Source organism: Tessaracoccus lapidicaptus (assembly GCF_001693815.1).
GTDB lineage: Bacteria > Actinomycetota > Actinomycetes > Propionibacteriales > Propionibacteriaceae > Arachnia > Arachnia lapidicapta.
In genome coordinates this window covers 129,256-142,503 of record NZ_MBQD01000025.1, presented here as the reverse complement: position 1 = coordinate 142,503, position 13,248 = coordinate 129,256, and the positions used below count along the sequence as shown (strand labels likewise).

Sequence of the window (13,248 nt, the reverse complement as noted above, 5' to 3'; positions counted from 1 at the left end):
GATCAGCCTCCGAACCGAGGGGCGAAGTAGTCGCGGGTGAACACGAGCGCGTCGGCGAGCGCGTCGATCTCCTCCCGCGTGGTGTACAGGTACGACGACGCGCGGGTCGAGCTCTGGTGGCCGAGGCGCTTGTGGAGCGGGCGGGCGCAGTGGTGGCCGCCGCGGATGGCGATGCCGCGGGAGTCGAGCACCTGCATGACGTCGTGCGGGTGGACACCCGTGAGGTTGAACGACAGCGCGCTGCCGCGGTCCACCGCCTCGGTCGGGCCGAGGATGACGAGGCCGTCGATGCTGCCGAGCTTCTCCAGGCCGTAGGTCGTCAGGTTCTGCTCGTGCGCGGCGATGGCGTCCATGCCCACCGAGGTCAGGTAGTCCACGGCGGCGTGCAGCCCGGCGGCCTGCGCGATCGGCGGGGTACCCGCCTCGAAGCGGTGCGGCGGGGGCGCGTAGGTGGATCGGCTCATCTCCACCACCTCGATCATCTCGCCGCCGCCCATGTAGGGGGGCAGTTCGGCGAGCAGCTCGTAGCGGCCCCACAGCACGCCGATGCCGGTGGGCCCGCACATCTTGTGCCCGGTGAACGCGACGAGGTCAGCGCCGAGCGCGACGACGTCGGTCGCCTGGTGCGGCACAGCCTGCGACGCGTCGACCACCATCACGGCTCCGACGGCGTGCGCCTGAGCGGCGATCTCCGCCACCGGGTTGCGGGTGCCGAGCACGTTGGAGACCCACGTCAGCGACACGACCTTCGTCCGCTCGTTGATGAGGTCCTCGCGCACGGCGCCCTCGAGATCCAGGCGGCCGTCGTCCGTCACGTCGAACCAGCGCAGCGTGGCGCCGCTGCGCTCGCACGCCAGCTGCCACGGCACGATGTTGGAGTGGTGCTCCATCACGGAGATGACCACCTCGTCGCCCGGGCGCAGGCGGGAGCCCAGCGTGTGGGCGGCGAGGTTGAGCGCCTCGGACGCGTTCTTGGTGAACACGATCTCCTCGGGGCGCCCGGCGTTGATGAACGCGGCCACCGCCCGCCGCGCCCCCTCGAACGCCTCGGTCGCCTCGGCGCCCAGCAGGTGCATCGCCCGGGCCACGTTGGCGTTGTGCTGCAGGTAGTGCTCGGCGATGGCGTCGACCACCTGACGCGGCTTCTGGGAGGTGTTGGCCGAGTCGAGGTACACCAGCGGCCGCTCCCCCACCCTGCGCTGCAGGATGGGGAAGTCGTCGCGGATCCGGGCGATGTCGAGCATCAGGCGTTCGCCGCGGCCTTCACGTACTGCTCGTAGCCGGTGGCCTCCAGGTTCTCGGCGAGCTCCTTGCCGCCCTCGGCGACGATGCGGCCGTCGACGAACACGTGGACGAACGTCGGCTCGATGTAGCGCAGGATGCGCGTGTAGTGCGTGATGAGGACCACCGCGCGGTCGCCCTGCGCGGAGTAGCGGTTCACACCCTCCGACACGATCTTGAGCGCGTCGATGTCGAGGCCGGAGTCGGTCTCGTCGAGGATCGCCGCCTTCGGGTTGAGCAGCTCGAGCTGGGCGATCTCGTGGCGCTTCTTCTCGCCGCCCGAGAAGCCCTCGTTGACGGAGCGCGCGGAGAACGTCTTGTCGAGCTGCATGCGGCCGAGCGCGCCCTCGACGTCCTTGACCCAGGTGCGGACCTTCGGGGCCACGCCGTCGAGCGCGGTCTTGGCGGTGCGCAGGAAGTTGGCCACGGACACGCCGGGCACCTCGACGGGGTACTGCATCGCGAGGAACAGGCCGGCGCGGGCGCGCTCGTCGACGCTGAGCTCCGTGAGCTCGACGCCGTCGAGGGTGACCGACCCTCTGGTGATCTCGTACTTCGGGTGGCCGGCGATGGCGTAGGCCAGGGTCGACTTGCCGGAGCCGTTGGGGCCCATGATGGCGTGGATCTCGCCGGGACGGACGGTCAGGTTCACGCCCTTGAGGATCGGCTTGTTGCCCTCCTCGGTCAGGACGTCGACGTGGAGGTCGGAGATGACAAGGGTAGACATGATGGTCTTCGCTCCTGGGATGTGGTGAGGGTGATCAGTAGTCGGTGGTGGGGGTGGTGACGTCGATCTGCACGTCCTCGCCCTCGATGCGGCACGGGAACACTCGAACCGAGGTGGTGGCGGGCAGGTTGAGCGGGCGGCCGGTCTCGAGGTCGAACGTCGAGCCGTGGAGGTAGCACTCGATGGTGCTGTCCTCGACGTCGCCGTCGCTCAGCTTGACCTTGCCGTGGCTGCACTCGTCCTCGATCGCGTAGACGCGGCCGTGGTGCAGGACGAGCGCGACACTCAGGTCGTCGTTGACGTCCACCGCCAGCGGCTTGTCCTCGTTGAGCTCGGTGACGTGCGCCACCGTCGTGTAGCTCACTCGTGGTCCTTCGTCGCGGTGCTGCCGTGGACGAGCTCGAGCTCGCGCTCGACCTGGGCCAGCAGCTTCTGCTCGATGGCGGGCACGCCGATGCGGCGGATGATGTCGTTGAAGAACCCGTGGACGACGAGCCGGCGGGCCTCGTCCTCGGTGATGCCGCGGCTCATGAGGTAGAACAGCTGGTTGTCGTCGAAGCGCCCGGTGGTGGACGAGTGACCGGCGCCGGCGATCTCGCCGGTCTCGATCTCGAGGTTGGGCACCGAGTCAGCCTGGCAGCCGTCGGTCAGCACGAGGTTCTTGTTCGACTCGTACGTCTCGATCTGCAGCGCGACCTTGCGGATGAGCACGTCGCCGATCCACACCGAGTGCGCGCCGTGGCCCTGCAGGGCGCCGCGATAGTCCACGTTGCTCTTGGTGTGCGGGGCGTTGTGGTCGACGAACATGCGGTGCTCGACGTGCTGCCCGCCCTCGACGAAGTAGATCCCGAACTGCTCGATCTCGCCGCCGGGGCCGGCGAACATGGCCCGCTCGGCGATGCGGATGGCCTTGCCGCCCAGGGAGGCGTGGATGGTCCGCACGCGGGCGTCGCGGCCCACCTCGACGGTGATCTGGCCGCCGTGCACGGCGTCGCCGTCCCAGTCGTTGACGTAGACGAGATTGACCTCGGCGCCGTCGGCGACCCGGAAGTCGTACTTGGAGGCGTACTGCGCCGAGCCCTGGAAGTGCAGCACCAGGGTGGCGCGGGAGTGGCGGCCGAAGTCCACCACCAGCGACTCGGCCGCCTGCTGGCCCGTGCCCGTGGCCGTGAAGACGATGGGCTCGTCGATGACGGCCTCGGCGGGCACGTTCATGTACACCGCGTCGCCGGTGCGCTGGGATGCGATGGCCGCCACGCGGTCCACGGGGGGCTCGATGGCCCGCTCGCGGGCCTCGGCGGCCGGGACCTTGCGCATCTCGACGCCGGCGGGCAGCTCACCGGCCCAGTCCAGCCCGCCGAGCGGCGCGCCCTCGGCGAGCAGGGGGCGCAGGGCCTTCAGCGGCGAGAACCGCCAGATCTCCTCACGCCCGGTGGGCATGGGGTGCTTGGCGACGTCGAAGCTCGGCTCGGGGTGCAGATGGGACTCGATCGTCTCGATGGCACCGGCGACGTTCGGCACGGTTGCAGTACTCAAATCAGCATTCACTTTCTCGTGGGGGATCGACAGGGGCGGGCGGGATCAGCCGACCGCACCCTCCATCTGCAGTTCGATCAGGCGGTTGAGCTCCAGTGCGTACTCCATCGGCAGCTCGCGGGCGATGGGCTCGACGAAGCCGCGCACGATCATCGCCATGGCCTCGTCCTCCTCCATGCCGCGGCTCATCAGGTAGAACAGCTGGTCCTCGGACACCTTGGAGACGGTGGCCTCATGCGCCATCGACACGTCGTCCTCGCGGACGTCGACGTACGGGTAGGTGTCGGAGCGGGAGATGTTGTCGACCAGCAGCGCGTCACACTTCACCGACGACGCCGAGTGCGAGGCGCCCGGCTCCACCTTGACCAGGCCGCGGTAGGAGGAGCGGCCTCCGCCGCGGGCCACCGACTTGGAGATGATGGAGCTCGAGGTGTGGGGCGCGCAGTGCACCATCTTGGATCCGGCGTCCTGGTGCTGTCCCTCGCCGGCGAAGGCGATCGACAGCGTCTCACCGCGGGCGTGCTCGCCCATGAGGTAGACGGCCGGGTACTTCATGGTGACCTTGGAGCCGATGTTGCCGTCGATCCACTCCATGGTGGCGCCCTCTTCGCAGACGGCGCGCTTGGTGACCAGGTTGTACACGTTGGTCGACCAGTTCTGGATGGTGGTGTAGCGGCAGCGGGCGTTCTTCTTCACGATGATCTCGACCACGGCGGAGTGCAGCGAGTCGGACGAGTAGATCGGCGCGGTGCAGCCCTCGACGTAGTGCACGTAGGCGCCTTCGTCGACGATGATCAGGGTGCGCTCGAACTGGCCCATGTTCTCGGTGTTGATCCGGAAGTAGGCCTGCAGCGGGATGGTGACGTGGACGCCCTTCGGGACGTAGATGAACGAGCCGCCGGACCACACCGCGGTGTTGAGCGAGGCGAACTTGTTGTCACCGACGGGGATGACGGTGCCGAAGTACTCCTTGAAGAGCTCCGGGTGCTCCTTCAGCGCGGTGTCGGTGTCGAGGAAGATGACGCCCTGGCGCTCGAGCTCCTCGTTGATCTTGTGGTAGACCACCTCGGACTCGTACTGCGCGGCGACGCCCGCCACGAGCCTGGCCTTCTCCGCCTCGGGGATGCCGAGCCGGTCGTAGGTGTTCTTGATGTCGTCGGGCAGGTCGTCCCAGGTCTGGGCCTGACGCTCCGTCGACCGCACGAAGTACTTGATGTTGTCGAAGTCGATCCCGCTGAGGTCGGCGCCCCAGGTCGGCATGGGCTTCTTGTCGAACAGCTTCAGGCCCTTGAGGCGCAGGTCGCGCATCCACTCGGGCTCGCTCTTGAGGTCCGAGATGTTGGTGACGACGGCCTCGTTGAGGCCGCGCCGGGCCGTTGCTCCGGCGGAGTCCGAATCGTGCCAGCCCCACTGGTACTTCGAGAGGGCTTCGATGTGCTCGTCCTGTGTGGCGCCAAGCCCGGGGGCCTGGGGGGCGGTCTGCGTCATATCGTGTCCGTCACTTTCTTCTCGGGATCTCGGGGGTGGGCAGCGGGCGGGGCACGTTGGTGGTGCACACGCCGTCGCCGTGGGCGATGGTCGCGAGCCGCTGGACATGCCTGCCCAGCAGCTTGGAGAACAGTTGGGTCTCGATCTCGCACAGCTGCGGGAACTCCGCGGCGACGTGCGCGACCGGACAGTGGTGCTGCAGCAGCTGATCGCCTCCGTGGAGGGGGCGGACGGACGGCGCGTAGCCGTCGGCGTCGAGGGCGTCGATGAGCAGATCGATCGCGGGCCGCTCCGGGGCGGTCTCGCGTCCGGCGCGGAACCGCTGCTCGATGCAGGCCACGCGGTCTTCGGCGATCTCGCGGATCGCGCCGGGGCCGCCCGCGGTGGCGAGGCGCTTGAGCGCGGCGATGGCCAGGTCGTCGTAGGCCTGCCGGAACTCCGAGCGGCCCGTGTCGGTGAGCGCGAACACCTTCGACGGGCGGCCGCGGCCCCGGGCCCCGAACACCCGCTGCTCGCGGGAGACGAGGGTGCCGTTGCCGAGCAGCACCGTGAGGTGACGCCGCACGGCGGCGGGCGTGAGGTGGAGGCGCTCGGCGAGCTGCTTGGCGGTCTGCGGGCCCTCGTGGAGGATGAGGTCGACCACGCGGCGCCTCGTCGGGAGATCCGCGACCTCGGCCACGGCCACCGGTACCTGCTCAGTCATCCGCCACCTCCCCCACTTGAATTAGTTCACGACAGTCTTGCCAATTCTGGTGCCATATTCAAGCAAGGGTCTCCTAAGTCCCACCAGATGGACGATGCCCCAGGGGGTACGGCGTCACCGGCTCCCGGCGTCGCGGCGCTAGGCTGTCGGCCGTGCCCCTCCTCGACGCCCGCGACCTCGTGGTCTCGTTCGGCGCCACGCGGGCCCTCGACGGGCTCACAGTGGCCGCCGACGCCGGCCGGGTCACGGCCCTCCTGGGGCCCAACGGCGCCGGCAAGACCACGTTCATCCGCTGCTGCACCGGGCTCGCCCGGGTCGACGGCGGGAGCCTGACCCTCTTCGGGCAGCCGCCCGGCTCCCCCGCCGTCCTCCCCCGCATCGGGCTCATGCCCCAGGCGACCGGCGCCTGGTCCGGGATCACCGCCGCGCGGCTGCTGCGCTACCTGTCGCGCCTCTACGCGAATCCGCAGCCGGCCGACGACCTCATCGACCTGCTCGGGATCGGGAGCTTCGCCCGGACCCCCTACCGGCGCCTGTCCGGCGGGCAGCAGCAGGCCGTCAACCTCGCCGGAGCGCTGATCGGGCGCCCTGACCTCGTGTTCCTCGACGAACCGTCCGCCGGCCTGGACCCGCGCAGCCGCCGCGCGACCTGGCAGGTGCTGGAGCGCGTGCGCGACGCCGGGGTCGCCGTCGTCCTCACCACGCACGACATGCACGAGGCCGAGGCGCTGGCCAACCACGTCTACATCGTCGACCGGGGGCGCGTGACCGCCGAGGGCAGCGTCGCGGAGCTCACCGTCGACGGCTCCCTCGAGGACGCCTTCCTCCGGCACACCACGGGAGACCGCCCATGAGCATCGACTTCACGCCCGACGCGCGGCCCGCGCCGTTGGGCCAACGGGTCTGGGCGCACGCCACGACCGAGGCGGCGCTGATCCTGCGCAACGGCGAACAGGCGCTGCTCGCCGTCGTCATCCCGGTGGCCATCCTCGTCGGGGCCCGCTTCTTCGGCGACCGCCTCGGCCTCGGCCTCGACGAGTCGGCGCCGTCGGTGCTCGCGCTGGCCATGTGGAGCTCGTGCCTGACGACCTTGGCGATCGCGACCGGTTTCGAGCGGCGGTACAACGTGTTGGAGCGGATGGCGGCCACGCCGCTCGGGCGGCCGGGCATCCTGCTGGGCAAGGGGCTGGGCATCGCGCTGATCACGGTGGGGCAGGTCGTCGTCTTGACGGCGGTGGCGCTGGCCCTGGGCTGGCGCCCCACCCCCACCTTCGGATCGCTGAGCGTCGCGCTCATCGTGTCGCTGCTGGCGATGGGGGCGTTCGCCGGGCTCGGCCTCGCCGTCGCCGGGTCCCTGCGGCCGGAAGCGACGCTCGCCGTGGCCAACCTGCTGTACCTCGTGGGCATGCCGCTGGGGGTGTTGCTGCCGGTGTCGCGGTTCCCGGAGTGGGCGCAGCCGGTCGTGGCCGCGCTCCCCACCGGCGCGCTCGGTGAGGCCCTGCGGGCCGCCGCCCTCGGTGAGGCCCTAGGCTGGCCGCTAGCGGTGGCCGCCCTCTGGTGTGCGGCGACACTCGCGCTCGCATGGAAGGTGTTCACGTGGACGTCCTGAGGAAGCTGGTCGACGGAGAGCGCGCGCTGCGCACGTGGCTGTGGGTGTCGCTCATCTGCAACATGGGGATCATCGTCACGGGCGCCGTCGTCCGGCTCACCGGGTCCGGCCTCGGGTGCCCCACCTGGCCCCGCTGCACCGACGACTCGTACGTCCCCCACGAGGCGTACGGCATCCACGGCATCATCGAGTTCGGCAACCGGCTCCTGACCTTCGTGCTCGTCATCGCCGCCGTCGGCGCGTTCGCCGCGGCGTGGCGCAACCGCGGCCGCGGATCGCGCCTGTGGTGGCTGACGCTCGCCGTGGGCATCGGCATCCCGCTGCAGGCGATCGTCGGCGGCATCACCGTGCTGACGGGCCTGGATCCGGCATGGGTCGCCCCGCACCTCCTGCTGTCCATCGTGCTGATCGTCGTGTGCGTGTGGGCGCTGCGGGTCGGCTACGGCGTGCCCCCCACCGCCGTCGCCCCCGGCGCGCGCTGGCTGGTCATCGCCACCTTCGCCGCGTCGATGCTGTCGATCGTCGTCGGGACGGTCGTCACGGGGGCCGGGCCCCACGCCGGTGACGCCTCGGCGGTCCGCAACGGCGCGGACATCGAGACGGTCGCCCGGATCCACGCCTTGACCGCGTGGCTGGTGGTGGCGCTGGTCATCGCCTGCGTGTGGCTGTTCCAGCGCACCGGGCACCATCGTCCGGCCCGCGCCGCCCGCCTGACGCTCCTCACCGTCGCCTTCCAGGGCGTCGTCGGCTACGCGCAGTACTTCCTGGGGCTTCCCGTCGGCATCGTGATCCTGCATATGGTTGGGTTGACGGTGCTCACCGCGGCCGTGTCGTGGCTGCTGGTGTCGACGACGAGGAGAACCCATGCCCACCAACCCGGTGCTGACGACCGACCTTCCCTACGCGCTGCCTGACTTCGCGCGCATTACGCCCGACGACTACCGGGCGGCCTTCGACGAGGCCATGTCGGCCCACCTGGACGGTCTCGCCCGGCTGCGCACCGACGACGCCCCGCCCACTGTCGAGTCCGTGCTGGGGGCGTGGGAGGACGCAGAGGCGCCCCTGCGCCGGGTCTTGAACGCGTTCTTCGCCGTCCACTCGTCCGACGCCTCCCCCGAGCTCGACGCCATCGACGAGGAGATGTCGCCGCGGCTGGCGGAGCATCACGACGCGATCTACCTCGACGCCGAGCTCTACGGCCGGCTCACGGCGCTGCGCGAGCGCATCGACGCGGGCGAGGTGGAAGCCGACGAGGAGGACAGCTTCGCCCTGGACGAGCTGCTGCGTTCGTTCCGCCGGGCCGGCGTCGCGCTCGGCGAGCCCGAGAAGGAGCGCCTGCGGGAGATGAACCGCCGCCTGGCCCAGCTCTCGACGAAGTTCGAACAGCTCAACCGCGACGCCCGCAACGCCGGCGCTATCGAGGTCACCGAGGCGGAGCTCGAGGGCCTGACGGCCGAGGAGCGGGCCGCGCTCGCCAACGGCGACGGCTACCGCATCGAGCTCGTCAACACCACCCAGCAGCCGCTCGCGGCCAAGCTCGCCGACGCGAGCGTCCGCCGTCGGCTGTTCGAGGCGTCCACCACCCGGGCGCTCTCCGGGGAGTTCGACACCAGGCACGTCGTGGTCGAGATGGCCCGCCTGCGCGCCGAGCGGGCGACGCTGCTCGGCTACCCGCACCACGCGGCCCTCGTCGCGGAGGCCGGGTGCGCGAAGACGGTCGACGCCATCACGGAGATGCTCGTGCCGCTCGCGCAGGCCGCGCTCGCCAAGGCGCGTCAGGAGGCCGCGGACCTCCGCGCCCGGTACGCCGAGCTCGCGCCCGGCGAGACGTTCACCGCCGCGGACTGGAGCTACGTGGAGGCCATCCTCCGCCGCGAGCGCTTCGCGTTCGACGAGTCCGAGCTGGGCGAGCACCTGCAGGTGTCGCGCGTTCTCGACGCCGTGTATTCCGCGGCCGGCGACCTCTACGGCATCTCGTTCCACCCCGTCGACGGCGTCGCGGGGCACGCGCCCGACACGCAGGTCTACGAGGTGCGCGACACCGACGGCAGCACGATCGGCCTGTTCCTCATGGACTTCTGGGCCCGGCCGACCAAGCAGGGCGGCGCCTGGATGAGCAACATCGTCGACCAGTCGCTGCGCGACGGCACCCTCCCCGTGGTGACGAACAACTGCAACTACACGCGCACGACCACGTCGATCACGTGGGACGAGGTCATCACGATGTTCCACGAGTTCGGCCACGCCCTGCACGGGCTGCTGGCGAACTCGAAGTACGCGTCGCGCTCCGGGGCCAACACGCCCCGCGACTTCGTCGAGTTCCCCAGCCAGGTCAACGAGCACTGGGCCTGGACGCCCGGGCGGGTGCTGCCGGCCGAGTGGATCGACCGGCTGCGCGAGGCCAGCCGCTTCGGTCAGGGCTACGCGACCGCCGAGACGGAGCTCGCGTCCCTGCTGGACCTGGCCTGGCACACGACCCCGCTCTCGGACCTCCCCACGTCCGCCGACGAGGTGGAGGAGTTCGAGCGGGCCGCTCTCGACCGGTGGGGTCTGGTCGACGAGCTGGTCCCGCCCCGCTACCGGTCGCAGTACTTCGCCCACATCTGGGGCGGCGGCTACGCGGCCAGCTACTACGGCTACGCGTGGGCCAAGGTCATGGACGCCGACGCCGTCGCGTGGTTCGAGGAGCAGACCGGTTCGCTGCGCGAGGCGGGCGACCACTTCCGCCGGACCCTGCTCGCCCCGGGCGGATCGGTGGAGGCGATGGAGACCTACCGCCGGTTCCGCGGCCGCGACCCGCAGCTGCAGCCGCTGCTCGACCGCCTCGGCCTGACTCTCTGATCGCCCCCACGGGGTGCCGGGCCGGCGGCAGAATGGGCCGATGGACATCCGAGAGATCCTGCTGGACTACCTTCGCTCGACCCGGGAGGGGCTGCTGTGGAAGGCCGCGGGCCTGAGCGAGCGCGAGTTGCGCCTTCCCCGCACCCCGACGGGGACGAACCTGCTGGGGCTGATCAAGCACTGCGCCGGTGTCGAGCACGGCTACCTGGTGGACTGTTTCGGGCGAACCTCGACGGTGACGCTGACCATGCCCGACTTCGATGCCGACCCGAATGCCGACATGTACGCCGGGCCGGACGAGAGCGCGGCCGACCTCATCGACCTGTACCGGCGGGTCGGCGAGGCCGTGGAGGAGTCGGTGCGCTCGATGGACCTGACCACTCCGGGGCATGTGCCCTGGTGGGGTGAGCGGGGTGCGACGACGCTCGGCCGGGTTCTGGTGCATGTGCTCGCGGATGTGTCGCGGCATGCGGGGCAGGCCGACATCCTGCGCGAGGGCATCGACGGTGTCGCGGGGCTGGCCCCCGGCAACGGCAATCTGTGGGAGCCCGCCGACGGGTGGGAGGCGCACGTCGCGCGCCTGACCGCCCTGGCCGACGGCACCTGAGGAAGCGGCCGCCCGCGGAGCCGCACCTTCCCGTCCGCTGAGGTCGCGCCTGTCCGTTCGCCGAGGTCGCGTGCTCGTTCGCTGAGGTCGCGTGCTCGTTCGCTGAGGTCGCGCCCGACGGCGGAGCCGTCCGGGCGAGTCTCGAAGCCGACGCCGTAGGCGTCGATCTCCCAACCCCATCCGCTGCTGGGTGTGGGGAGCCGTGACCCGTCGCTCGGGCGGCCCTTGTGGCCGGGTGCCTTGTTCGGCTGACCGACTGGCTGGGGTTGAGTAGTCGAGGCCGCCCGAGCGTCGGCTCCCGTCTCCCCCCACTGGTTCCGACGGTGGCGTGGCCGGGTCCGGGGGCGTGCCGGTGGAGCGGCCCTGGCCCGGGTCTGCCTAAGCGGGACGCCAGCTAGGTGATCGTCGGGTTGGGCATCCCTGCGCGCAGCCGCCCCACCGTCCCACCCCCTCGCTCGCTGAGGTCGCGCCACCCCGCTCGCTGAGGTCGCGCCCGACGGCGGAGCCGTCCGGGCGAGTCTCGAAGCCGACGCCGCAGGCGTCGATCCCCGAGGGTCGTCAGGTGCCGTCGCCCCAGATGTGGGCGGAGCGGCGGATGAGATCGTCCAGGTCCGGCCGGCGAGCGTCGGACGACTCCGTCTCGGGAGGGTCGCCGTCTGGTGGGTCGCCGTCTGGGCAGGGTGGTGCCCCGGCGCGGATCTGTTCGAGTCGGAAGCGGCGGTGTTGCCGTGGGCGTCTGGCCGGGTCGATGTGTCGCGGTGGCGTGAACCACGGCAGCCCGGTCACCGGATCCAGATCCACCCGCCACTGCGAGGCCTCGGACTGCAACGGGTCGGGCTCCACCAGGCGGTGATGGTGCGGACAGAGCAAGACGCCGTTCCCGAGCCGGGTCTCACCGCCCTGCCACCACGGGACGATGTGATGCGCCTCACAGCACGCCGGGGTCGCGGTGCAGCCCGGGAACGCGCAACCCCCGTCGCGCTGCACCAGCGCTGCCCGCAGGCCGGGAGTGAACATGCGGTAGGTCCGGCCCACATCCAGCAGCCGGGATGGCCCGCCCAGCACGACGGGGATGATGCCGGCGTCACACGCCAACCGGCGCACCTCGCCGGCAGACAGGCCGTCGACGTCGTCGAGACCGATCAGGCAGGCCTTCCCGAGGCCCTGCTTGAGGGTGTCGAGGTCGAGGGTGACGTGCACCTGCGGGCGATCCCCACCATGCCTGGGCAGCGCACCACTGGAGGCGGCCTTCTGGGTCAGCAGGACCAGCGCATCCGCCCGGCGCGCGTCCCGTGACGCGGCCTCACCGGCGGAGGTGTAGGTAGAGGCGTCCGGCATCAAGGCGTCCAGTTGCGCAATCAACAACGCTGCGTCTGCGACCGGCAACTGTCCGGTGATGCGCATCGACCCGTGATAGTCCGGCGCCAGCCGCAGGAACCGACCCCGATGCGCCGCCACTTCCTCCCGCGCCAAGCGCTTCGCGTCATCCGCGTCCGATGCTTCGGGGTCGATGATCTCCACCAGACGAGCCGCCAACACCCGCAACTCCGAGGGGCCCAGGGTGTCGACGTGCTGCAGGATCTCCTCCTCGCAACGCGTCAACTCCGCCCGGGTCAATCGCCCGGGCAGCTTCCGCAAGCCCGTGACGATGGCGTCGGCCTGCGCCAGCGAGATCGAGCCGTCGTTCAAGGCTGCGCCGATCAGCGGAAACCGGTCACACAGATCCTGCGCAAGCCGGAGACTCGCAGTGGCCTGCGCGGGGGTGGTGCGCACCGACTGCCGCACCCCATCGATCACGGCCTCCGCCGCGGCCAGCTTCGCCTCATGCAGCAGGTGGAGGCGGAGACCGGCGAGCTGGGCTTCGGCTTCCGTGACTGCCGTGACCAGCCCACTCAGCCGGTCGACCGCGGCGGTGGCGTCGCCGTCGAGCGTGCCGACGGCGTCCCAGAGCGCGGCGAAGTATCGCTGCCCGAGATCCCGTAAGTCGCTCATGTGACCTATTATTGCGGGGGCCACTGACAATTTCTGATCGGGGCTGTGGTCCAGGGATCGACGCCTACGGCGTCGGCTTCGAGACTCGCCCGGACGGCTCCGCACCGGGCGCGACCTCAGCGAACGGGTGGCCGCTACCTCAGCGAACGGACCGCCCTCACCAGCACGACACGCCGTCGAACTCCCCCACCAACGCCCTAACCCGCCCCCGGGCCCGACTAAGGCTGCTATCCGTGCTGCGCTCGGGGGGATCGACGCCTGCGGCGTCGGCTTCGAGACTCGCCCGGGTGCTCCGCACCGGGCGCGACCTCAGCGAACGAGGCAGGGCGCAACCTCAGGAGCGGTGGTCAAGGGATCGACGCCTGCGGCGTCGGCTTCGAGACTCGCCCGGACGGCTTCACCGTCGGGCGCGACCTCAGCGAACGAGGCAGGCGTGACCTCAGCGGATGGGTCCAGGGATCGAC

12 protein-coding genes are annotated in these 13,248 nt (G+C 70.7%); 5 read left to right on the top strand and 7 right to left on the bottom strand.

The window, feature by feature from the left end; translation table 11 throughout:
* Positions 1–2: 2 nt before the first annotated feature.
* From BCR15_RS12405 to BCR15_RS12380, 6 genes are read right to left on the bottom strand one after another with little or no spacing between them, the layout of a single operon-like run.
* Entirely contained in the window at positions 3–1,247 is a 1,245-nt protein-coding gene (locus tag BCR15_RS12405; RefSeq protein ID WP_197971828.1) for a cysteine desulfurase, read from the bottom strand.
* Complete coding sequence (gene sufC / locus BCR15_RS12400) at positions 1,244–2,008, bottom strand: Fe-S cluster assembly ATPase SufC (RefSeq protein WP_068752526.1); 765 nt, start codon at positions 2,006–2,008, stop codon at positions 1,244–1,246. Before sufC ends, BCR15_RS12405 begins: the two co-directional genes overlap by 4 nt.
* A 34-nt stretch (positions 2,009–2,042) precedes the next feature.
* Positions 2,043–2,372 carry a Rieske (2Fe-2S) protein gene (locus BCR15_RS12395; protein WP_068752525.1) on the bottom strand — a complete coding sequence of 110 codons (330 nt, stop codon included), beginning with the start codon at positions 2,370–2,372 and terminating at the stop codon, positions 2,043–2,045.
* Entirely contained in the window at positions 2,369–3,544 is a 1,176-nt protein-coding gene (gene sufD, locus BCR15_RS12390; protein WP_068752524.1) for a Fe-S cluster assembly protein SufD, read from the bottom strand. The genes BCR15_RS12395 and sufD overlap by 4 nt, the downstream gene beginning before the upstream one ends.
* Positions 3,545–3,589: 45 nt before the next feature.
* Positions 3,590–5,032, bottom strand: a complete 1,443-nt coding sequence (gene sufB, locus BCR15_RS12385) for a Fe-S cluster assembly protein SufB (protein WP_068752523.1) — start codon at positions 5,030–5,032, stop codon at positions 3,590–3,592.
* Positions 5,033–5,042: 10 nt separating this feature from the next.
* Positions 5,043–5,735: a helix-turn-helix transcriptional regulator gene (locus BCR15_RS12380; RefSeq protein ID WP_078920272.1), complete on the bottom strand. Its 693-nt coding sequence runs from the start codon at positions 5,733–5,735 to the stop codon at positions 5,043–5,045.
* Positions 5,736–5,878: 143 nt separating this feature from the next.
* Between BCR15_RS12380 and BCR15_RS12375 the strand changes: the two genes are divergently transcribed.
* Genes BCR15_RS12375 through BCR15_RS12355 form a run of 5 tightly spaced genes read left to right on the top strand, consistent with a single transcriptional unit; the run spans position 5,879 to position 10,792 of the window.
* A complete protein-coding gene (locus tag BCR15_RS12375) occupies positions 5,879–6,589 on the top strand; it encodes an ABC transporter ATP-binding protein (protein ID WP_068752522.1) in 711 nt (236 codons plus the stop codon).
* Complete coding sequence (locus tag BCR15_RS12370; RefSeq protein WP_068752521.1) at positions 6,586–7,344, top strand: ABC transporter permease; 759 nt, start codon at positions 6,586–6,588, stop codon at positions 7,342–7,344. The genes BCR15_RS12375 and BCR15_RS12370 overlap by 4 nt, the downstream gene beginning before the upstream one ends.
* A complete protein-coding gene (locus BCR15_RS12365) occupies positions 7,332–8,258 on the top strand; it encodes a COX15/CtaA family protein (protein ID WP_078920271.1) in 927 nt (308 codons plus the stop codon). The genes BCR15_RS12370 and BCR15_RS12365 overlap by 13 nt, the downstream gene beginning before the upstream one ends.
* A complete protein-coding gene (locus BCR15_RS12360; RefSeq protein WP_068752519.1) occupies positions 8,209–10,185 on the top strand; it encodes a M3 family metallopeptidase in 1,977 nt (658 codons plus the stop codon). Before BCR15_RS12365 ends, BCR15_RS12360 begins: the two co-directional genes overlap by 50 nt.
* Positions 10,186–10,225: 40 nt before the next feature.
* A complete protein-coding gene (locus BCR15_RS12355) occupies positions 10,226–10,792 on the top strand; it encodes a DinB family protein (RefSeq protein ID WP_068752518.1) in 567 nt (188 codons plus the stop codon).
* A gap of 558 nt (positions 10,793–11,350) precedes the next feature.
* Here the strand turns inward: BCR15_RS12355 and BCR15_RS12350 are convergent.
* On the bottom strand, positions 11,351–12,784 hold the full coding sequence (locus BCR15_RS12350; RefSeq protein ID WP_068752517.1) for an HNH endonuclease signature motif containing protein: 1,434 nt from the start codon (positions 12,782–12,784) through the stop codon (positions 11,351–11,353).
* Between the last annotated feature and the right edge of the window lie 464 nt (positions 12,785–13,248).